Source organism: Bacillus sp. AL-1R, from assembly GCF_052180195.1.
Classification (GTDB): domain Bacteria; phylum Bacillota; class Bacilli; order Bacillales; family Bacillaceae_G; genus Gottfriedia.
Window position 1 is genome coordinate 1,004,695 of sequence record NZ_CP197469.1, and the last position, 21,493, is coordinate 1,026,187.

General features: G+C 31.6%; 25 protein-coding genes. 15 read left to right on the top strand and 10 right to left on the bottom strand.

Annotated elements, in window-relative coordinates:
- Nucleotides 1–247 precede the first annotated feature (247 nt).
- The 6 genes from ACSBO6_RS04675 (at nt 248) to ACSBO6_RS04700 (ending at nt 4,339) form a co-directional block, all read left to right on the top strand.
- Entirely contained in the window at nt 248–1,048 is an 801-nt protein-coding gene (locus ACSBO6_RS04675) for a hemolysin family protein (RefSeq protein WP_180232894.1), read from the top strand.
- A gap of 339 nt (nt 1,049–1,387) precedes the next feature.
- On the top strand, nt 1,388–2,185 hold the full coding sequence (locus tag ACSBO6_RS04680; RefSeq protein WP_498844650.1) for an amino acid ABC transporter substrate-binding protein: 798 nt from the start codon (nt 1,388–1,390) through the stop codon (nt 2,183–2,185).
- On the top strand, nt 2,172–2,867 hold the full coding sequence (locus ACSBO6_RS04685) for an amino acid ABC transporter permease (protein ID WP_098845731.1): 696 nt from the start codon (nt 2,172–2,174) through the stop codon (nt 2,865–2,867). The genes ACSBO6_RS04680 and ACSBO6_RS04685 overlap by 14 nt, the downstream gene beginning before the upstream one ends.
- Nucleotides 2,868–2,881: 14 nt before the next feature.
- Nucleotides 2,882–3,616 (top strand): amino acid ABC transporter ATP-binding protein, encoded by a 735-nt coding sequence (locus tag ACSBO6_RS04690; RefSeq protein ID WP_498844239.1) that lies wholly within the window; start codon nt 2,882–2,884, stop codon nt 3,614–3,616.
- A gap of 190 nt (nt 3,617–3,806) precedes the next feature.
- Entirely contained in the window at nt 3,807–4,010 is a 204-nt protein-coding gene (locus ACSBO6_RS04695; RefSeq protein WP_098845729.1) for an alpha/beta-type small acid-soluble spore protein, read from the top strand.
- Nucleotides 4,011–4,087: 77 nt separating this feature from the next.
- On the top strand, nt 4,088–4,339 hold the full coding sequence (locus tag ACSBO6_RS04700; protein ID WP_098845728.1) for a hypothetical protein: 252 nt from the start codon (nt 4,088–4,090) through the stop codon (nt 4,337–4,339).
- Between the two features lie 53 nt (nt 4,340–4,392).
- Here the strand turns inward: ACSBO6_RS04700 and ACSBO6_RS04705 are convergent, their stop codons facing one another.
- The 6 genes from ACSBO6_RS04705 to ACSBO6_RS04730 form a co-directional block, all read right to left on the bottom strand.
- Nucleotides 4,393–5,490: an ABC transporter ATP-binding protein gene (locus ACSBO6_RS04705; protein ID WP_098845727.1), complete on the bottom strand. Its 1,098-nt coding sequence runs from the start codon at nt 5,488–5,490 to the stop codon at nt 4,393–4,395.
- Nucleotides 5,491–5,618: 128 nt separating this feature from the next.
- Complete coding sequence (locus ACSBO6_RS04710; RefSeq protein ID WP_498844240.1) at nt 5,619–6,545, bottom strand: PucR family transcriptional regulator; 927 nt, start codon at nt 6,543–6,545, stop codon at nt 5,619–5,621.
- An 84-nt stretch (nt 6,546–6,629) separates the two neighbouring features.
- Nucleotides 6,630–7,799 carry a YheC/YheD family protein gene (locus ACSBO6_RS04715; protein ID WP_498844241.1) on the bottom strand — a complete coding sequence of 390 codons (1,170 nt, stop codon included), beginning with the start codon at nt 7,797–7,799 and terminating at the stop codon, nt 6,630–6,632.
- Nucleotides 7,796–9,151, bottom strand: coding sequence for a YheC/YheD family endospore coat-associated protein (locus ACSBO6_RS04720; protein ID WP_498844242.1), 1,356 nt, complete (start codon nt 9,149–9,151; stop codon nt 7,796–7,798). The genes ACSBO6_RS04715 and ACSBO6_RS04720 overlap by 4 nt, the downstream gene beginning before the upstream one ends.
- Complete coding sequence (locus ACSBO6_RS04725) at nt 9,151–10,236, bottom strand: YheC/YheD family endospore coat-associated protein (RefSeq protein WP_098845724.1); 1,086 nt, start codon at nt 10,234–10,236, stop codon at nt 9,151–9,153. The genes ACSBO6_RS04720 and ACSBO6_RS04725 overlap by 1 nt, the downstream gene beginning before the upstream one ends.
- A gap of 18 nt (nt 10,237–10,254) precedes the next feature.
- Nucleotides 10,255–11,349 carry a YheC/YheD family endospore coat-associated protein gene (locus ACSBO6_RS04730; RefSeq protein WP_180232892.1) on the bottom strand — a complete coding sequence of 365 codons (1,095 nt, stop codon included), beginning with the start codon at nt 11,347–11,349 and terminating at the stop codon, nt 10,255–10,257.
- A 175-nt stretch (nt 11,350–11,524) separates the two neighbouring features.
- On the opposite strand from ACSBO6_RS04730, the gene ACSBO6_RS04735 reads away from it, so the two are divergent.
- The 5 genes from ACSBO6_RS04735 (at nt 11,525) to ACSBO6_RS04755 (ending at nt 16,324) form a co-directional block, all read left to right on the top strand.
- Entirely contained in the window at nt 11,525–11,881 is a 357-nt protein-coding gene (locus ACSBO6_RS04735; RefSeq protein WP_498844243.1) for a YlbF/YmcA family competence regulator, read from the top strand.
- Nucleotides 11,882–12,055: 174 nt separating this feature from the next.
- Nucleotides 12,056–12,925 (top strand): Cof-type HAD-IIB family hydrolase, encoded by an 870-nt coding sequence (locus ACSBO6_RS04740; protein ID WP_098845721.1) that lies wholly within the window; start codon nt 12,056–12,058, stop codon nt 12,923–12,925.
- A 124-nt stretch (nt 12,926–13,049) separates the two neighbouring features.
- Nucleotides 13,050–14,525, top strand: a complete 1,476-nt coding sequence (locus ACSBO6_RS04745; RefSeq protein WP_498844244.1) for a coproporphyrinogen III oxidase — start codon at nt 13,050–13,052, stop codon at nt 14,523–14,525.
- An 85-nt stretch (nt 14,526–14,610) separates the two neighbouring features.
- Complete coding sequence (locus ACSBO6_RS04750) at nt 14,611–15,399, top strand: enoyl-CoA hydratase (RefSeq protein WP_498844245.1); 789 nt, start codon at nt 14,611–14,613, stop codon at nt 15,397–15,399.
- A gap of 376 nt (nt 15,400–15,775) precedes the next feature.
- A complete protein-coding gene (locus ACSBO6_RS04755) occupies nt 15,776–16,324 on the top strand; it encodes a DUF1510 family protein (RefSeq protein ID WP_180232891.1) in 549 nt (182 codons plus the stop codon).
- Nucleotides 16,325–16,393: 69 nt separating this feature from the next.
- Here the strand turns inward: ACSBO6_RS04755 and ACSBO6_RS04760 are convergent, their stop codons facing one another.
- The gene (locus tag ACSBO6_RS04760) at nt 16,394–16,579 is read right to left on the bottom strand and encodes a YhzD family protein (RefSeq protein ID WP_098845717.1); all 186 of its coding nucleotides are present in this window, start codon (nt 16,577–16,579) and stop codon (nt 16,394–16,396) included.
- Nucleotides 16,580–16,912: 333 nt separating this feature from the next.
- On the opposite strand from ACSBO6_RS04760, the gene yhaM reads away from it, so the two are divergent.
- Nucleotides 16,913–17,851, top strand: a complete 939-nt coding sequence (yhaM, locus tag ACSBO6_RS04765; RefSeq protein WP_498844246.1) for a 3'-5' exoribonuclease YhaM — start codon at nt 16,913–16,915, stop codon at nt 17,849–17,851.
- Between the two features lie 70 nt (nt 17,852–17,921).
- Nucleotides 17,922–18,125 carry a sporulation YhaL family protein gene (locus ACSBO6_RS04770; protein ID WP_098845715.1) on the top strand — a complete coding sequence of 68 codons (204 nt, stop codon included), beginning with the start codon at nt 17,922–17,924 and terminating at the stop codon, nt 18,123–18,125.
- Nucleotides 18,126–18,153: 28 nt separating this feature from the next.
- Here the strand turns inward: ACSBO6_RS04770 and ACSBO6_RS04775 are convergent, their stop codons facing one another.
- Nucleotides 18,154–18,975: a peptidylprolyl isomerase gene (locus tag ACSBO6_RS04775; protein ID WP_098845714.1), complete on the bottom strand. Its 822-nt coding sequence runs from the start codon at nt 18,973–18,975 to the stop codon at nt 18,154–18,156.
- Nucleotides 18,976–19,416: 441 nt separating this feature from the next.
- On the opposite strand from ACSBO6_RS04775, the gene ACSBO6_RS04780 reads away from it, so the two are divergent.
- Both ACSBO6_RS04780 and ACSBO6_RS04785 read left to right on the top strand, forming a co-directional pair.
- Nucleotides 19,417–19,500 (top strand): YjcZ family sporulation protein, encoded by an 84-nt coding sequence (locus ACSBO6_RS04780; protein ID WP_082459494.1) that lies wholly within the window; start codon nt 19,417–19,419, stop codon nt 19,498–19,500.
- Nucleotides 19,501–19,598: 98 nt separating this feature from the next.
- Complete coding sequence (locus tag ACSBO6_RS04785; RefSeq protein ID WP_097973758.1) at nt 19,599–19,688, top strand: YjcZ family sporulation protein; 90 nt, start codon at nt 19,599–19,601, stop codon at nt 19,686–19,688.
- A gap of 278 nt (nt 19,689–19,966) precedes the next feature.
- Here ACSBO6_RS04785 and ACSBO6_RS04790 read toward each other — a convergent pair whose 3' ends face one another.
- Both ACSBO6_RS04790 and ACSBO6_RS04795 read right to left on the bottom strand, forming a co-directional pair.
- Nucleotides 19,967–20,527 carry an HTH-type transcriptional regulator Hpr gene (locus tag ACSBO6_RS04790; protein WP_069033846.1) on the bottom strand — a complete coding sequence of 187 codons (561 nt, stop codon included), beginning with the start codon at nt 20,525–20,527 and terminating at the stop codon, nt 19,967–19,969.
- Between the two features lie 353 nt (nt 20,528–20,880).
- Nucleotides 20,881–21,318: an HIT family protein gene (locus tag ACSBO6_RS04795; RefSeq protein ID WP_498844247.1), complete on the bottom strand. Its 438-nt coding sequence runs from the start codon at nt 21,316–21,318 to the stop codon at nt 20,881–20,883.
- Nucleotides 21,319–21,493 lie beyond the last annotated feature (175 nt).

Sequence of the window (21,493 nt, forward strand, 5' to 3'; positions counted from 1 at the left end):
TTTTTTAATCGTTTCGTACAATACCTCATTTTTCCCCCCTCTACTTTTCTAAAGTTGGAGGCTTTTTTTTTGCATAATTTTACCTGTAATGAATACATATAGATTAAATATTTGTAAAGGATTGTCGATAGTTAATATTTTAAAAATTTGTTATAAGGGTGTGAAGTGCTTGTCAGATGCTCCCTCGGGAAATGGTATAAAAAATTTTTTAAACTATATTAACCGACTTTTTTTTAGGAAATCAAAGGTGGAATTAACAAATGTTCATTTTAAAGAAAAACATTTATTAACTCATAATGATCTATTTGATGTTGAAGAAGAATTTAAATTGTACGAAGATGAATTATTTTTAAGAACGATCACTTTTAAAGAAAAAAAGGTAAATGACATTTTGACACCACGAACAAATGTTGTAGCAGTTGATATAAATGAATCCACTGATTTTATTTGTAATTTATTTTTACAAGAACGCTATTCTAGAATTCCAGTTTATGAGCAGGATATAGATCATATAATAGGTGTAATTTCTGAAAGGGAATTTTTAACGCAATTAATACAAAAACAATCTGTTAATATTCATGAACTGATTAGAGAGCCGATTTTTGTGATTGAAACAATGAAGATTTCTACCGTGCTAAAAATTCTTCAAAAACAAAATGCACATTTAGCTATTGTAATGGATGAATTTGGAGGAACATCCGGTATTGTTACACTTGAAGACATAATAGAAGAACTCGTTGGAGAAATTAGAGATGAATTTGACGAGTTAGAGGATGATTTTTTCCAAATAAATGAAAATGAATACCAATTCCAAGCCTCAATTGACTTATCTAGTTTTTTTAATCGGTTTAACATAAAAAAACCGAATAGTAGATATTTAACATTAGGCGGATGGTTATTTGAAAGTTTTAAACATATACCGAAAAATGGAGAATTACTTCAATATAAAAATTTAACCTTCATCGTTAAAGAAGTTCAAAATAGAAGAATACAAAGTGTAATTGTAAAAATAAACCACCAAAATTTGCAAAGTAAACTCGGTTCTTAGGAGCCGAGTTTTTTGGTTTTTGTTCTGGAACATATATTTCTTGACTCCTTTGGAAAATGCAGGAGGTTTTGCTCATGCCCTATGGAAAGCGAGGACTTGTAGTGGAAATCATTCATATATACTTTTTTCAGCAAATGATCAAGGAGTTAAAGTAAGGTGGAATACACGGTTTTTAGATATTTGTTTTTCAATCATAAAAATAGAATTAAAATGACAAAAAGAAAAATAATAAAAATATAAGATTTTTTTGTTGTAATTTTTTTATACATGCAATATATTTAAGACACACAATCCAAAACAAACAATTCCGATAAGGTTAAGGGAGATTAAAGAATGAATATTAAGAAAATTGGTTTAACATTAGGTTCGTTATTTTTAGCAGCAGGTGTTATGACAGGCTGCAATACAAATAAAAAAGAAGAAACTGCAAAAGGAAAAGATTTATTAACTCAAGTTAAGGATAGCGGAGAGTTAAAAATTGGGACTGAAGGTACATATGCACCTTTCACGTTCCATGATAAATCTGGTAAATTAACAGGTTTCGATGTAGATTTATCAAATGAAGTTGCAAAACGTTTAGGTGTAAAACCAAAATATTTTGAAACTCAATGGGATGCAATGTTTGCAGGTTTAGATGCAAAACGCTTTGACATGATCGCAAATGAAGTTGGTATAAGACCTGATCGTGAGAAAAAATATTATTTCTCTGAGCCATATATTACTTCATCTGGTGCATTAGTTGTCAAATCTGATTCAAAAATTAACTCATTTGATGAAATTAAAGGCTTAAATGCTGCTCAATCATTAACAAGTAATTATGGTGATCTAGCTAAAAAATATGGAGCTAAATTAGTTGGTGTAGAAGGGTTTAGCCAAGCAATTCAATTAATTGAATCTGGTCGTGCAGATGTTACAATCAACGATAAATTATCAATTCAAAACTATTTAAAAGAAACTGGCGACAAGAAAGTTAAAATTGCAGCTTTAGAAAATGATGCTTCTAATAGTGGATTTATGTTCCGTAAAGATGATGATTCATTAGTAAAAGCAGTGGACAAAGCACTTGCAGATATGAAAAAAGACGGGAAGTATGATGAAATAGTACAAAAATGGTTCGGTAAAGATGGACTTAAATAATTTACTTTCCCCAGAGTGGGCAGACAATTTAACCATTGCGAAGGATTCTTTCCTTCCAATGGTTAAAACTGCTTTAATAGGTACTATTCCATTAACAATCATTACATTTGTAGTAGGTCTTGTATTAGCATTTATTACGGCACTTTTCCGTCTGTCAGGTAATAAATTCTTAAATGGTGTAGCAAAATTTTATGTTTCAATCATTAGAGGGACACCTCTTTTAGTACAATTATTTATTATTTTTTATGGTTTACCTTCAATAAATGTAACAATATCACCTTATATTTCTGCTATTATTGGTTTTTCATTAAGCGTTGGTGCATATGCATCTGAAATTATTAGAGGATCTATTCAGTCGATTGATAAAGGTCAATGGGAAGCTGCTTATTCGATTGGTATGACATATAATCAAACATTAAAACGAATTATTATTCCTCAAGCGGCTAGAGTTTCATTACCGCCGTTATCAAATACTTTTATTAGTTTAGTAAAAGATACTTCTTTAGCTTCATTAATTTTAGTAACTGAGATGTTTAGAACAGCTCAGGAAATAGCTGCAACAAACTATAAATTTTTAGTTGTTTATACAGAGGCTGCAATCATCTATTGGATAATTTGCTTCTTCCTTTCAGTCATTCAAGGTCGATTAGAAGCTCGAGTTGAACGCTATGTTGCTAAGTAATGGAGGAAGAACTTATGATAAAACTAGAAAATATAAAAAAAAGTTTTGGTGAATTAGAAGTTTTAAAAGATGTTAGCTTAAACGTAAAAAAAGGTACTGTTACTGCTATTATCGGCCCTTCTGGTTCTGGGAAAACGACATTTTTAAGATGTATTAATGTACTGGAGCATCCAACAGATGGAAAAATCACAATAGATGAACAGACATTAGATTTTTCTAATAAAGTTACGAAAAAAGAAATTATTTCGTTAAGAAGTAAAACAGGTATGGTTTTTCAACAACATCATTTATTTCCTCACTTAACAGCGTTAGAAAATGTAATGGAAGGTTTAGTAACTGTACAAAAAATAAAAAAAGATGTTGCCAAAAAGAAAGCAATTGACTTACTTACTAAAGTAGGATTAGAAGATAAAATAAATTTATTACCACATCAACTTTCAGGTGGTCAGCAACAGCGTGTAGGGATTGCTAGAGCGTTAGCATTAGAACCAACAGTCATTTTATTTGATGAACCAACTTCAGCATTAGATCCAGAGCTTGTACAAGAAGTTTTAAAGGTAATGAAGGAGTTAGCAGAAGAGGGAATGACAATGATTGTCGTTACACATGAAATGAAGTTTGCTCGTGATGTAGCGGACGAAGTCATTTTTATGGACGGTGGTTATATCGTTGAACAAGGTCATCCTAGAGATGTTTTAGAGCATCCTAAACATGCAAGGACAAAACAATTTTTACAATTAATACAGTAACTTTAAGATGAAATATTTTACAAAGTAGTGTAGAAAACTAGTACTAGATGTTGATCTAGTGCTTTTTTTTATGTCTAAAATGATGGGAAACAGTAAATTTGCTATTTCCAAAATTTACATTCGCTAAACATACATATGTTAATCGATTAGAGTCATACTATCATTACACTACTTAAGGAGGTGAGACAACATGGCAAACAACAATAGCAGCAACAACTTAGTAGTAGCTGGTGCTCAATCAGCATTAGATGCAATGAAGTATGAAATCGCTTCTGAGTTTGGAGTAAACTTAGGTCCTGATACTACAGCTCGTGCTAACGGTTCTGTAGGTGGGGAAATCACTAAACGTTTAGTTCAAATGGCTGAACAAAGCTTAGGTGGTTATTCAAAATAATATCTATGGCTAATAAGGGATGGAGATTAATCTCCATCCTTTCTTAATGAAATAACTGAAATTGGAGTGAGATTTTTATGGATGGTATTTGTCCATTGTGCAATGGGATTGAGCATTATAAATTAAAATGTCCTATTTGTGAAAATCATTGTGAAGATAAAGGAAGAGCAGTTGATTACGAAGATAAATATAGTCCATATTTAGATTATGACATTTCAGCAAAAGCTGATGGATTAACTGAACATAATTCAAATCAGTATTGTACTCATATGTTTAATTGTCCAGATTGTAACGAAGGATTTCTAAAAATTATTGAGAAAATAAGATAACGCAGTACCAATTAAAATGGTACCGCGTTATTTTATGCCTTATTCGTTATAAATTATCGAATACGAGATTCAGTTTCTTTATCAAAGAAATGAACTTTGTTCATATCTACTGCTAATTTAATTACTTGACCATGTGTAAATGTTGAACGTGCGTCTAATCTAGCTACTAATGTATTACCTTCAAAGTTAGTGTAAAGCATTGATTCTGCTCCTAAAAGCTCAGCTACTTCAATTTTTAAATCAAGTACTGTACCTTGAGATGCTTCAATAAATACAGGTTCGTCATGTAAATCTTCAGGACGTACACCTAAAATAACTTCTTTTCCAACATATCCATTCTCACGTAATGTTTTCATTTTTCCTTCAGGGATCGCAACTTTTTTGCTGCCTAAGTTAAAGTGACCATCTTCAACTTTACCAGAAACAAAGTTCATTGCAGGTGATCCAATAAATCCACCAACGAATACGTTTTCAGGGCGATCATAAACTTCCTTAGGTGTACCTACTTGTTGAATAATACCATCTTTCATTACGACTAAACGTGTAGCCATTGTCATTGCTTCAGTTTGATCGTGAGTTACATAAATAGTTGTTGTTTGAAGACGTTGATGTAATTTTGAAATCTCAGAACGCATTGCAACACGTAATTTAGCATCTAAGTTTGATAATGGCTCGTCCATTAAGAATACTTTTGCATCACGTACAATCGCACGACCAAGTGCTACACGTTGACGTTGTCCACCAGATAAAGCCTTTGGTTTACGATTTAAATATTCTTCAAGACCTAAAATACGTGCAGCATCTTTTACACGACGATCGATTTCTGCTTTGTCAAACTTACGTAATTTTAACCCAAAAGCCATATTATCATATACAGTCATATGTGGGTATAGTGCGTAGTTTTGGAATACCATTGCGATGTCACGATCTTTTGGCTGAACATCATTTACACGCTTGCCGTCAATAAAGAAATCACCTTTTGAAATATCTTCTAATCCAGCGATCATTCGAAGAGTTGTTGATTTACCGCATCCAGAAGGACCAACGAATACGATAAATTCTTTGTCTTCAATATGAAGATTAAAATCTTTTACAGCTGTTACGTTATTATCATAAATTTTATAAATGTGATCTAATTTTAATTCTGCCATTATTAAACCCTCCAACTATTTGTAATCGGTTTCATTGATTAAATTGTATACATTTAAACTTTTATTAACAATGGCAAAGGTTCACAAAAAAAATAGCCTACTTTGTACAAGGTGCACAAAAGAGGCTTTTATTTCGTTTCATTCGTGATCTCAAGTAGATGAATTGCTAAAAATATTACTAGTCCATCCTCAAAATGCTTCAAATCTATACCAGTTTGTTCGGAAAATTTATCAAGACGATATTGAACGGTATTTCGATGTAAAAAAGCTTTTTTTGAAGTAGCGGTAACATTTAAATTATGTTGAAGAAAGATTTTTACCGTTGAAAGAATTGGGTCATCGATATTCATATCATTCAAGAATAAATTAGGTAGAACCTTTTGTAGATCATCTGGTAAAAAGGAAAGGATATAATAAAGCATTTCTTTTGAAAACCAAAGAATATTTTTTTGTTTTTTTACGGATAATGCTTTTTTAAAGCATTGATGTTCGATCTCAAAATAAAGGCTTAGATTTGCTAAAGGGTTATAGCGTTTTCCTACAAAAAAGGTAACATCATGGTACAAGTCAGCGGCAATGATTTCCTGCATATGCTCAAGAAATTCTTTATTAAATGGATGATCAATTATTTTTTCAATAATGACACCTTCCTTAGCAGAATGCCAGACCACTATTACTTCTTTATGAAAGAATGCATTGATTGCTTCTTCAAACTCATTTTTATTAGAAAATAACTGATTGCTATAAAAATGAATAAAGCGAACTGAAGTAGGGAGGGAATCTTCGCTTTCGAACGAAAAAGGATTATGTCCTTTACTGGAAAATAAATAGTGAAACCATTCACTTTGTGCAGATGGCATCAAAAGTGCATCTGATTCTAATTTTGTAAAAAGATATTCCAGTAGATTACTCTGTTCCTCTGATATTGTATTTTTTTTTATCCCGAAAATTTCTTGATTCTCAGTAGAAAACCAAGAATAATCCATATATGTATTTTCATCAGGTGAGACTGAAACAGACTCTCTCCCAAATAATGTCTTAATTTTATCAATCATATTCCTTACCATCCGATTCATTATTTCATTTTAGTTTATCACTGTTTTTTAAAATAAAAAAGAACAGTAGCTGATTAACTACTGTTAAAAATTCGAAAGTTCATAAAATAGACGTATTAAGTTTTCGAGTCCTTGTTCTTTAATTGCAATCTCGTCAAAGACCATTGGTTTAGAGTTGATTTCAAAAATATAATAATGATTGTTCTGAATTCCGATATCCATTGAGAATTCATAAAAATGTGCATCGTCCTTATTTAACGCAATTCCCGTTTGTTTGACTAATTCGTGTATTAGAGAATAATTTAATTCAATCGGCAGATCTTCAATCGCGATAATGCTACCGCCTCTAGGTACATGGGTTGTAATTGCATTAAATGTTCCTACTCTTACACCAATTCCAGAAAGAATATAATTATTTTCATGTTTATGAGCTAGAATTCGTAAATCAAACTTTCTACCATCTGGTAATTCGCTAACTATACCTTGTTGACAAATAAAATCCTCGCTTAATGTACTAAGGAATTTCCAACAATCACTGATTGATTTCACTAATTCTACATGAAATGCATTACGGATTATTACTTCTTTGTCATTTTTCAAGGTGAGCTTAAACACGCCAAATCCTCTTGAAGAATTATGTTTTTTTACATATAGAATTTTCCATCTTTTTAAATAGTAATATAACTCTTTTTCGCTAGCTAAATCGATTGACTTCGGTATATAGCTTTTTAAAAAGTCGTTTGAAGATAAAATTGTCGTTGTTTGTATTTTTGAGAGATATGATTCATTAAAAAAAGGAATGTTTAGTTCTGAGATTTTTTCTCGGAAATTTTTATAATCATTGTTAGACTCGTACTGTACAGATGGGATCCGATTATAAATTACGTCAGGTAAAGGGGAGAATAGTTTCAGCCATTTTTTTGTTTTAAAACAATAGGTATAACATTTTACCGAATTACCAGAGAAGGCGGTAGGGGTTAATATGATTGGTATACCGCCCTCAGTTAATACTTTCTTACAAATTCTTTTAAAGGTCTTAATATTTCCACTAAATGGTAGTCGATCTTCGTTTGTTAATATACCGATAATTGGGCCTAAATGTGTTCCGTTTTTTTTTACCTGAAATTGTATGGATTTTGAACGGTCTTCTTGGGATGGTAATATAGGTAGTCGATTATGACCTATGGAAAATTTTGATTCGCTATGATCATGTGACCAAGTATTTTTATCAAGATGATAAAAAACAGAGATCATTTCATTGAAACCTCGAGTTCATTACCCTTTTTGGATAAATGAGTAGCGTATTCCAAAAATAGCTTTTTAATCTGTTTGTCGTTTTCTTGGAAACTAGGATTAGAAAAGATAGATCTTCCAGGTTTAGAATTTGCTTCGAATAGCCAAACTTTTTCATCCTTATCAACACCTAAATCAAATCCAATTTCTCCGATATGACCATCTACTTGACGCTCTAGAGATTCACTTATTTTTAATGCTGCTGTAGATAATTTATCGTGTATTCTTTTTGCTTTTTCCTGATCAAATAATTCTTCGAGCGTTTTCACTCGACCACCGTTATTTATATGAGTAGTTGTGCTACCTTTTCCTGCTATTTTTGCGGCAATTACTGTTACATGCCACTTTCCTAAAGCATCCTTGTTTGTATGAACTCGAAAGTCGACAGGTTGATGCTCATAACGAATTAGTGAAATACCTTGTTGAACAATGAAATCGTGTAACTTCATACTACGAAAAACATGATTAATTAATGATTGGAGTGATGAGAATTTTTGAAGTTTATTTGTTTCAAATTCCCGATATCTACAATAATAAATTCCTTCTTCTCGATTGTACCGAATTAATATGACTTTTGAACCGAGGCTACCATTTTCAGGTTTAACATATACAAATTGGTATTGTGATAATAATTCTTCAATCGTGTCAAAATTATTGAATTTTACTGTTTTCGGGAGATAATGAGTAACGGATTTCTCATTTTTTAATTTTACATATAAGTCCCATTTATTGAAAAATCCAGGATTGAACCATGGGATTTTGTATTCTTTTTCTAGTTTATGGCGGACGCGTTTAATTGATTTATGAACCTCTACTTTTCGATTTGGTAGCCTATTATAAATAACCGTAGGAAACGGAACGACCTCTTTAGTCCATCTTTTATCCGTAAAGAAATAACCTTGAATTGTTTCAGATTCCCAATCGATACCGTGAGTACCAAATACAAATATAAAGCTATTTTTATGATTATTTTCAGCTATTAAGTTTGCAAACATAAAGCTACGATCACCGATAGGGCGAAGTAGTGACTCGGTAAAACCGGCAGTGAATATCCCAACTAGTGGTCCAAGTTGTAAAGTATCTCCGATAATGATTGGCTCGATCGAACCTTCAAAAGGTATACAGAGCATTTCAACTAAATGCTCTGATATCGAAATAATATTGTGAAGTGTATTCATCGTAACTAGTTGACAAGGGTATTTTTTTTGACCAAAAGCAATATATTCAATATCTCTAGAAGTAGTAAGTTCTTCAGGTATACATACTAGATTCTTACTCTGTCGATGAGTAACGATTTGATAAACTTCATTCATTATTTAATTTCACTTCTTTCACTTTTAGATTTCGATTGTAAATGTAAACAATACTGAATCGGTGCTGAGTAAAGCTTTTGTTGGATAGAAGGGTCGGTTTGAAGTAGGACTTTTCTACCGGGTTTTGAATTAACATCTAAAATCCAAATGGCATGATTTGAGTCGATCCCTAAATCTAAACCAATTTCAAATAAAGGAAGAAAATTCTTTTCAAGGGTGATTGGTAATTGTTTGCAAATTGTCTCAATATCTTGCTGCAATATTAAAGCAGTTCTTTGATTAAATTGGGTAATCCATTCCTCAAATGGAACTGCATTACTTCCTGCACTTAAATTTGCAACAATTGAATTAGGCTGACCAATACGAACACCTTTTCCTACTGCTTGCCATTCACCATTTTCATTTTTTTGTAAAAGGATTCGTATATCAAATGCTTCACGTGATTTTGTTTGAAGGTCTAAATAATTTTGATAAACATATCCTTTCGATTCAACTAACGGTTGAAGCCACTCAAAAAATTCATCCCTTGTTTCAAAAATGGTTTCAATTACTTCTTTTTGTTTTTGTGTTGAAACACAAATTGAATATGCACTTAACGTAATAAAATAAATATTGATTCCTCTTGAACCATGGATTGGTTTAATGACGAGCTTACGCGTTTTTCTAAGTTCTTCAAAAAATACAGCTAGGTGTAATAGTTTCTTTGTTTTAGGGGTATATGGATTTAAATTTTCATCAGTTGCTAAGGCTTGATAAGTTTCCCATTTTCCTGGTAGTCCATATCCTAAAAAAGTGATGTCTTTTCGTTTTTTTAGCCAGTCAACAATCGGTTTTGCCTGCTTACTTTTAATGCTTGGAGAATAGAAACAGCGATCATAAATATAATTCGGTATTTCAAATGTTGTTTTCTCCCATTGCTCTGTTTCTGCTATATACTTCCAGCCCATTATTTCTTCAGTAGCTGGTTGGATATTAAAAGGGGTAAATTGAACGAATTCGTAACCAAGCTTACTTGCTTCTTTCGCCATATGCTGAACGTATTCACCTTCTTGTCTTTCTTTAAGAGATAAATAACCTATTCTCATTCTTTTCACTCCTTGTACTTATAAATATGATTGAACAAGAGAAAAAATAGCTTTTGTTGAAGGTCTAATTTTTTGATTCGGGTCAAAAACTTGTAAATCCTTAGATGGTTTTGAATTTATTTCGATAACCCAAGGGTTCATTTGATTGTCTATAGCGAGATCCACACCAAACTCAGCGAATAATCCATCAAAGGAGGAATCTATACATTTACAGCATTCAATGGCTAACTCAACCAATAATTTTTTAAAGTGAATTCTCTCTTTCTTTGGTAAGTATTGCCCTAAAAATTCATCAATTTTTAGAAGGTCTCCCCCTCGAGCTAAATTGCTTACAAACTGCGTAGGGTGACCGATCCTTGCGACAGTTGAAGTTACTTCCCATTTATTAAATTTGTTTTTGTGACATAAAAATCTAAAATCAACAAGTCGATTATCCTTGCTGATTAAAGGTAAGCCTTCTTGGATGATAAAAGTCCGCTTATTTAATTGCTGTTTAATTGGATGAAATAGTTGAGAAATTGATTTATATTCAACTTCCACTTCAGAATTTTGACTATATTTTAAACGATACGAATCATGATCTTTTGTAACCTTAAAAATGTTTCTCCCTTGGCTACCGTGAATGGGTTTAATAAAAACCGTTTCATATTTTTGAATAAAATTTTCCAATTGTTCAACAGAGCAGCATTCCTCAGTGTATGGAACGTATGGCTTTATATAGGCTGAATCAATTAAAGCTTTAAAAACTTCAAGCTTATTTAAGAATCGAGCATTAAAAAAAGGTATTTGTTGACTGAATAACGAAGAATTAAGTAATTTAAACTCTTTCGTTCGTTCAAGTCTTCTCGAATGAATTCGGTTATGAATGATTGAAGGAGCAGTTACATTCATTAAAGTCCAGCCATTTTCTGAACGCTTATATCCTGTTAATTCATTCGTTAGTAGTTTTTTTAAAGTAGTTACATAGAAATCAATATTGGAATCTCCGCATAACTGTGATAGTTCCTCACAAAGTGTTGTGATTGAACCGAGCGGATTTAATGACTCTTCATTGATTGAATCAGTTACTACAACAAATGATGGGGGTTCTTGATTTTTAGGAAAAGATTGCAATGATTCTCCTCCTTTCCAAAATAATTGTCGTTGTATACTATGTGATATTCGCCTAGTTGGTGAATGTCTCTTAATGAAATTTTTAGGGAAGAAAGTTTGATTTGTTTTAGAAAGACTGACATATAATAGAATGTTTGCTATAGTGGAGATACAAAAGTTTATAGGAGGTAGTAACATGGCAGTAAATATTTATGATATCGCATACTCACTACAAAACGCTTTTAAGGAGCAACCAGAATTTAAAGACTTACAATCTCTATACTCACAAGTATTAGCTGATCCAAATTCGAAACCGTTATTTATGGAATTTCAAAATTTCCAAAAAGCGATGCAACAAAAAATCTATCAAGGTGAAGCAGTTACACCTGAAGAAAATGCAAAAGGACAAGAACTTGTTGCTAGAGTGTCTCAAAATCCTTTAATTGCAAACTTAATGCAAGTGGAACAAAGATTAAATTTAGTCATCCAAGATGTAAATAAAATTGTCATGAGTCCATTAGAAGAATTTTATAAATCTTTACTTGAACTATAATATTTAAGAGGCAGGATTAAGAAGAGGATCTTTTCATTCTTTTACTTTTTCCTGCCTTTCTTTCAATCATTTTTAGTATAAGAGTGGATATACTAATAGCCTACATTGTTCTAATTAAACGAAGCATGTCATATAGTCTAGTAAGGTATTTCTTCGCGAAATGGGGGAGATTAAGTGATTTATAAGTTACTTGCAATTAATATAGATGGTACTTTATTGCAATCCAATGGAAAACTCTCGAAAGAATCGAAAGAAGCTGTTGAATACGTTCAAGATAAAGGGATTTATGTAACCTTATATACAAGCAGAAATTTCCAAGCAACAAAAAAAATCGCAAAAGCTCTTAAGGTTAATAACCTTTTGGTCTCTCACTCAGGTGCCTTTATCTCTTCAAAACTTGATGAGCCATTATTTGAAAAGAGAATTGAAGAGGAAGAAGCCTATGACATCGTTAAAAAACTAGAAAAATATGATTGTAATATTCGATTGTCACATGAATATTTTTCAATTGGAAATCGAAAAAAATTACAATCTAACCTAGTGGCAAAAGCAGTTTTATCAAATGCTGATCCTGTCTTTTATCCAATCCAATTTGTTGAATCACTTTCAGATAACATTTTGGAAAATTCAATATCGCCGTTAAAAATCGAATGTTATTTCTCTGATGAAGTAGAGAAAAATAAAGTGAAAAAAGAATTGAATGCAAAATATCCACATCTAGATTGTTTATGTGATGAAGATCGTAAAATTGAAATCGTCCGAAAAGGAATTTCAAAATATTCAGGCTTAAAACGTCTAGGTGAACATCTAGGAATTTCGTATCACGAAATGGTTGTAATTGGAGATAACTATAGTGATTTACCATTAATCGAACATGCAGGTTTAGGAGTTGCTATGTCAAATGCTCCAGTAGAGATTAAAAAAGTTGCAGATTGGATTACAAGATCTAATGATCAAAATGGTGTGCCATATATGATCAAAGAGCATTTCAGGAAACAATTCCCACTGCCATTCTTAAAAACACATTTAAAAATTGAAAAATAAATAAAGGCCTGGCTTTCAAGAGAATGCTCTTCGAAAACCGGGCTTTTTTGAGTGAATTTTAATAATTGACCTCGTAACTCTTTAATTTTATACTAAAGTGATAACTTAAAAAGGTGATAATAAAATGAAAATATATATTAAAGGTTTAGAGGATATTCGTTTTCAAAGACCGTTGGAGCTTTTAGCTCAACTCTTTTTTGAAGACTGTGATGTATCGTTAGAAAAAATAGATGCAGATATAGAAGTTCGTTTTGTTCTAGATGAAGTGAATAAACAAGTATCAGGTAAGTTAGGTACGAACTTTGAAGCATCTACAAACTATATAGATGGTAAAGATGATCGAGAATCATTTAAATTTAAAAAGAAAGCTGTTAACTTTGTGTTTTTGTCATTGCTACAAGAGTATACTGGAATTCAGCAAAAGTGGGGAATCTTAACTGGTATTCGACCAACGAAGCTCCTACATTCAAAACTTAAAGCTGGTATGTCGAAGGAAATGGCGCATGAAGAGCTCCGAAATGACTATTTAATCCACGACGAAAAAATTGAATTAATGCAATCAATCGTCGATCGTCAATTAAAAGTAATTCCAGATTTATATAACTTGCAGAATGAAGTTAGTCTTTATATTGGCATCCCTTATTGTCCTACTAAGTGTGCATATTGCACATTCCCAGCTTATGCAATTCAAGGCAAACAAGGTGCTGTCGATTCATTCTTATATGGATTACATTATGAAATGGAAAAAGTCGGCGAATTTCTAAAAGAACGTGGAATTAACATTACTACGATTTACTATGGCGGAGGGACTCCTACTAGCATTACAGCAGAAGAAATGGACTTACTGTATGCTAAGATGTACGAATCATTTCCAAATATGAAACAGGTTCGTGAAATTACGGTAGAGGCTGGTAGACCTGATACGATTACACCTGAAAAATTAAATGTTTTAAATAAATGGAATATTGATCGAATTAGTATTAATCCACAGTCTTATATTCAAGAAACTTTAAAAGCGATTGGAAGACATCACACTGTAGATGAAACAATAACAAAATACCATTTAGCCCGTGAAATGGGAATGAATAATATAAATATGGATTTGATTATTGGTTTACCTGGAGAAGGTTTAAAAGAATTCAAATATACATTAGATGAAACTGAAAAGTTAATGCCTGAATCATTGACTGTTCATACACTTTCATTTAAAAGAGCTTCAGAAATGACGCAAAACAAACAAAAATATAAAGTTGCAGATCGAGATGAAGTGCAGCAAATGATGAATGAAGCTACAGTCTGGACAAAAAATCATCATTATCATCCATATTATTTATATCGTCAAAAAAATATATTAGGCAATCTCGAAAACATTGGATACTCTGTTGATGGTCAAGAAAGCTTGTATAATATTTTAATTATGGAAGAAGAACAAACAATTATTGGTTTAGGTTGTGGTGCATCTAGTAAGTTTGTAAATCCAAAAACGCGTCAAATAACTCGTTTTGCTAATGCGAAAGATCCTAAATCATATAATGAAGGTTATGAGCATTATACTAATGCCAAAATTAAAATTTTAGATGAGTTATTTTCAGAAAAGTAATGAATCAAATTCATGAAAAATAAAGGAAATTCCCCTTGTTATGTTTAATGTTTAAATTATCCATGAAATTAAGGGGGATTTTTTTATGTCTATTTCGAACACGGCAGAACATGTTTTATTAAGAAAAGAAGGACGAGTTGCAACTGTTGTTTTTAATCGACCAGAAGTATTGAATGCAATGAATGAAGATACATTCAGACAATTTCGAGATGTACTTGATGAAATTGCTAGTTCAGATGTTGATGTAGTCGTTTTATGTGGAAATGGCAAAGGTTTCTCTTCAGGTGGAGATTTAAAATCAATGTTAAGTAACCCAGATGAGTCTGCTTTTGGTCCAGTAATGGATTTAATTACAGATGTAGTAGTTAAATTATATGCTTTACCTAAAATCGTTATTAGTGCCATTCATGGGCCAGCTGCAGGTATAGGATTAAGTTTTGCGCTTGGTAGTGATTTCGTACTTGCTCATGAATCAGGTGTACTTGCTATGAATTTTATTGGAATTGGCTTAATTCCTGATGGTGGTGCACATTATTTCTTAGAAAAAAGACTAGGTGAAGCAAAGGCTAAACAACTAATCTGGGAAGGTAAAAAACTAAATGCAACGCAAGCGCTAGAAATCGGCTTAATTGATGAGGTAATTAGTGGGGACTTTGAACAAAAAATTAACGAACGTGTGAAGTCTATACTTCAAAAACCTGTAAGTGCTATGATTCAAACAAAACAAATCTACTGTAACAATAACTTAGCATCTTTAAAAAATGTACTTTTATTTGAAAAAGAAGGACAAAGTGCAATGAGGAGAACAACAGATCACCATGAAGGTGTACAGGCGTTCTTACAAAAGAGAATGCCGGTATTTACTGGTAAATAATGATTGTGAAATCGACTGGATTCGGTCGATTTTTTTGATTAGAAGAAAAGAAATGATGTACAAATAAAATTATCAAAAGTACAATTAAATAACCTGTAATAGTATTTGATTTGATATAATCTATTTATTGCTATTGCCGAACACTATTATTTTCTTCCTGTAATCCTATATTTTTACTATAAATAAGAAAAGATCATTAAAAATTAGAATGTCTATATTCTATTATGCCCTAGTCTTGGTTAGAACAATTATGTCTGACAATGAAAAAAACTTAACAGTTGTTTTACGAAAAGGTTAATTTTAAAATACAAGACTATAAGTTTTCCTCCACTCATGGTAGAATGTTGACATTCTCAGTTTTGGGAGAGTGGTTAGATTGAAACAGAATCAGAGTAATTCACGTAGAACATCAAGAGCGAAAAGAAAAAAAACAAAACTCATTTTATTTGGATCAATTGGAATCGTAGTAATATTAATAGCATTTGTTACGTATTCCATTTTTTCGCACGATGATAATAAGGCAGGATCTAAAAACAGTGCTTATGCATCAGCTAAAAACGGCAAAAAGAATGATGATAATGGTGTAAAAGAGACATCGACAACGGTTCAAACAATTGATGATGATCCTTCAGATGATGCGACACCGGAAACACCAGAACAAACGGGTGCACAAACCGGTTCGAAACATGTAACAAGCTATGATCGAAATTCTCAAGACTGGCAGGCGATGTTACAGACAATCTCTTCTGCTATTGGAATAGATTCAAGCAATATGACTGTATGGTTTTTAGGAAGTGACAAAAGCAACCCAGGCGGCTCAGTCGGAACTGTATCAGCAAAGACAAATGGCTCGCAAAAATATCGAGTATATCTCATCTGGGATGGGTCTGGCTATAAAGCTACAAAAGTTGAACCTGCTTCATAAAATGAAACTGGGATGGACTTAAGTGAAATCATAACAAAAAAGCTGCGATAAATTTTCGCAGCTTTTTTATTATGGATGAAATAAAAGCAGTTTACCAGTTTGACTAATGCAACGGTGAGTTTTATCAAGTGCACCAAGAGCCGAAAGTTTTTCAGTACCAATTTTTTTGGCTTCTAAGTCAGAATTTGCTTCAAATTGTTCATCGACAATTGATTCGCCACTTTTTTCAAAAGCAGTAATTCGATATGTTGCCATGGATTAGACCTCCCTAAAGTAGTTGCGATATTACTATTTTGGCATAGATTGAAAAGCTGTGTAAAGTAATAATTTGAATTATAAAAAAATTCTGTGTGAATTTAAAATTTTGACATTTAGAGATTTTAACGGATATTAAGAAATGTTAGATTATGTCTGATTTTTTGTATGAACATTGTTGGGCTAAGTATCTTTTTTAACGTATAATAGGATAAGTAAAACGACTAATACATAATTAGATTTTCCTTTTTTTATTTTGTGAAATTGATTTTCCAAAATATTTTAAGCTATTTAAGTAGGGCTAGAGGAAGCATATACAAAATGGAGGTACTTATGGATAAAAAAGTATACGATCATGAAGTTGGCGAACGTTTTGTAACATATTTATTTATCAAAGCTGTTACGAAAGGTGTAGCAAGTAATCAAAAAACATTTTTATCATTAACTTTACAAGACCAAAGTGGAGATATTGAGGCAAAGCTTTGGGATATTTCATCAGAGCAAGAAGAAGCATATAAAGAGGGTACAGTAGTAAAAGTTGAAGGGGAGCTACATGACTATAGAGGAAAACTTCAACTTAAATTACGCCAAATTCGTCCAACTAAAGAAACAGACGAAGTAAATCCAGAAGATTTTTTCGCAAAAGCACCAGTTTCAAAAGAAGTATTATATGAGAAAATTACTTCTTACATTAATAATATGACTAATGAAAAACTTAAAAAGATTACTGAATATCTTGTGTTAAAAAATCAAGAGGATTTTCTTGATTTTCCAGCGGCAACTAAGAATCATCATGAATTTGTTTCTGGTTTAGCATACCATGTTTTTTGTATGTTGAAATTAGGTGAATCAATTGCGAATTTATATCCTTCGATCAATAAGGATTTACTTTATGCTGGAATCATACTACATGATTTAGGAAAAGTAAGAGAATTATCTGGTCCAGTTTCAACAAAGTATACTGTCGAAGGTAATTTGTTAGGCCACATCTCGCTTATGGCTATTGAAATTGGAAATGCCTCAATTGAACTAGGGATTGAAGGGGAAGAGGTTACTGTTTTACAGCATCTTATTTTAAGCCATCATGGAAAGTATGAGTACGGTAGTCCAAAATTACCTTTAATTAAAGAAGCGGAAATTTTACATTATATTGATAATATTGATGCAAAAATGAATATGTTAGACCGCGCACTTGAGAGAGTTGAACCGGGCGAATATACAGAGCGTATTTTCCCGTTAGAAAATCGTAGTTTTTACAAACCAAAATTTTAATTTAATCATACTTCCTCCTTATTAGCCATATAATGAAGCAAATGCTTGTCTACTAAGGAGGAAAAAAATAATGCTAACATTACCATTCTGGATGTATATCGTCATCCTAGGAATTTTTGTAAGTGGATTTATGGTGCTTTACACCTCTAAACAAGAAAGAGATGCAGATGAAGCTTTCATTGAAAAAGAGGGAGAAATTTACTTACAAAGAATTAAAGAGGAAAGAGAACGAAGAGAGCAATTATTGATTAACTCTGAGATTTCTTCCAACTAAAAAACCTGCCAATTAGGCAGGTTTTTTTTTATGATTTTTTCTCTTGGCTTTTTAAATCTTTATCTTCTACTTTAAATTTAGCTTTTTTCAGAAGTTCCTCAGTGAATGCTGCGAAGTTTTCTTGACTTAGTTTAGACTCAGCAAGTTTTTTGCGAGCTTCTTTTTCATTAGCAGTCTTTTTATCAGTAACTTTAATAATATGGTAACCGAATTGTGATTTAACTGGTTGGCTAATTTCTCCAACTTTTAATTTATAAGCAGCTGCTTCGAATTCAGGTACCATTGCACCTTCACCAAAATAGCCTAAATCTCCACCTTTATCTTTTGAACCAGTGTCTGTAGAATATTTTTTTGCTTCTGCAGCAAAATCTGCACCTTTATCTAGTTCTGCTTTAACTTTTTTAGCTGTCGCTTCATCTTTTACTAGAATATGACTAGCTTTAATTTCTGGTTTGTATTTTGCTAGGTCAGCTTTTGTTACTGAAGCTTCAGCAGCTTTTTCAGTTAATAAATCAATTTTAACACGATCTTTAAATGCTGCTTCATCTTTAAATCCGTACTGAGCTAAGAAAGCTTTAAATTGGTCACCATTTTGTGTTTTGTACTCATTGAACTTAGCGTCAACTTCTTTATCACTAACTTTGAAGTTTTTCTTTAAATAATCTTCAATAACCATTTGCTTAACCATTGCTAAGCCTGCTGTATCCTTCATTTTATTATATAAATCTTTAGATGTGATATCTCCCGCATTAGATGTAGCAACAACATCGTTACTAACACCAGCAGATCCACATGCTGCTAGTCCGAATACTGAGGTAGCTAAAACTGCAGATACGATTAACTTTTTCATTTAAACATCTCCTAATAAAAATTTAAATTGATTTCTTAAAAAGAAAAATTTTACTTATTAAAGTATAGAGCTTAAATCTTAATTTCTCCTGTATTTAGACATACCTTTTACTGGAAATTACTTCACTTAATATAACATATTTTTATTCAATGTGACAAAGTTTATCCAAAAAAAGAATAATTTGGTATGTTTTTCAAATTATAAATTGATTAATTTAAAGGAAACTTGAACTAGTTTTAAATGTAATGTAGGTACTATGAGAGTACGGGAATAAATGAAAGCAAATTACTATTTTACCTGGATCTAATTTTATTTGTTAATGGTTTGTCTAAAAATCATGCTTATCCTGCAAATTAAAAACTTGTCAACCGTGACATTCGCCCAATCAATAAAGGCATTCGTCTATATATTATTATGGATTACTGTTAGGAGGGTGGATAAATGGAGGGGAAAGCATCGAATGAATTTGTATTAATCGTGATTCTGTTTATTTTATTAATCATTATTGGGTGTTCATTTTTATAAGTAGTATGAATCTTCAAAAATGAAGGTTATTTATACATTTGCCCAGACCATTTTTTACTACACGCATAAGATAAGATATGTAGCAAAAGGAGGTGTGAATGATGGGCGTAGGATTCCATGGTGGAGGATTTGCGTTAATCGTTGTATTGTTCATCTTATTAATTATCGTAGGAGCAGCTTGCATCTAATTTGTAAATAAGACAAATATTCGACCGGGGGTATTGTACCTCCGGTTGAGTTTTTATTTCAGATTAAAAATAGCTTATGAGGTACATATTTTTTGAAATTTATAAATTGAAATGAAATTAAGTTAGGAGGGCAAAGAGGACAAAAGATATTTATGTGAAATTGTGAACAAAGGTGTTCGAAATAAAAAGCGGAAGGATTTAATTAATCTTACCCCGCTTCTATTTGATTGTACAATTTCAATAACAGTTGAGCTGAAATTGTAACTTTAAAGAAGATATTAAGGTTTCTTAATTAAACGATTATCTTCTTCAATAAATTCTTTATCTATGTTACCTAACGTTGTTTCAAATATATCCATAAAATCTTTTCCATAAATATTACGTAAGATAGCCATAATTTCCATATTTTCTGGAAATTTACCATAAAATTCTTTTAATGGTAAAGTACCTTGAAAAACTGAATTTGTCTCTGGATCAAATTCACCTAGGATTTCTAATAGCATTTCTTTACCTTTTTCTGTTAATTCAATATACGTATTACGTTTATCTTCTACTTTTTTAGAAAACACTAATAAACCACGTTCTTCTAGCTTTTTAGAGAAGTTAAAAGCAGTCGAAACGTGCATTACACCAAATTTAGCAATTTCAGAAATAGACGCACCCTTTAAGTGGAAGGCGATCATTAAAATATGATGTTCATTGATATTTAAATCATAGGGCTTAATCCATTGCTGCCAGTCCTTTTCAACTGACTTCCATAAAGCTTTAGAAATTTGGGCAATTCTTTGACTAAAAATCAAAGCTTCTTTCATTGTATATAATTTTTGTTCAGTTTTCATCAATTCACCTTCTTTTCTATTTAACTATCTATTTATTATTATGCCAATAATATGTGAAGAAATAAAGAACTTTTAGTTAGAATTTTTAAAAATTTTCACAAAGTAGTTGATAAAATTCTACATTTTTATATTATAATTAAATGTTATGGGATATAAAAGTTATGTTTATATAATAATTTTAGCGAAACTATAGAGTGATTGTCTATAAAATATTATTGGTAATATAGTAAATATATAATATAACTCTATAAAAATATAGTATTAAATGCTGAAATTAGATGGGGTTCACATAAAAAAAACAAAAACAGGAGATAATAACTCTCCTGTTTTTGTTTTTAAATAGTATCATTTTATTATTTCTTAATAATGTTATTTTCGATAGATTTTGCAATTTCTTGAAGCATTTCATTTGTGTATTGATTTTGGTTTGAAAGCCATTTTACATCAAAGCCATCATTATTTCCGTATCGTGGTAAAATATGCATATGATAATGGAATACAGTTTGACCTGAAACTTCACCACTATTATTTAAAATATTTACACCTTGAACATTGAAAGTTTCTTTTATTGCATTAGCAATGAGAGGTACTTTTCGGAAGTATGTACTAGCTGTCTCTTCACTCATTTCGAATATGTTTTCAACATGATCCTTTGGAATGACTAAAGTGTGACCTTTTGTAACTTGACTTAAATCTAAAAAAGCTAAAACATCATCATCCTCGTATACTTTTGAAGCTGGAATGCTACCTTCAACAATTTTGCAGAAAATACAATTAGCGTCATGTGCCATTTTTTATACTTCCTTTCACTTTTTTCCTTATTTTAACATAGGCAAAGGTTAAAGTGGAAATAGGGTCCGGGAAAAATAAACAAGAAGCAACCTATGTTGCTTCTTGATGAAGGAGAAAGATTTAAAAATGTAATTATAAATTGTCTTTGATAGACACCTCATTTGCTTAAATGTT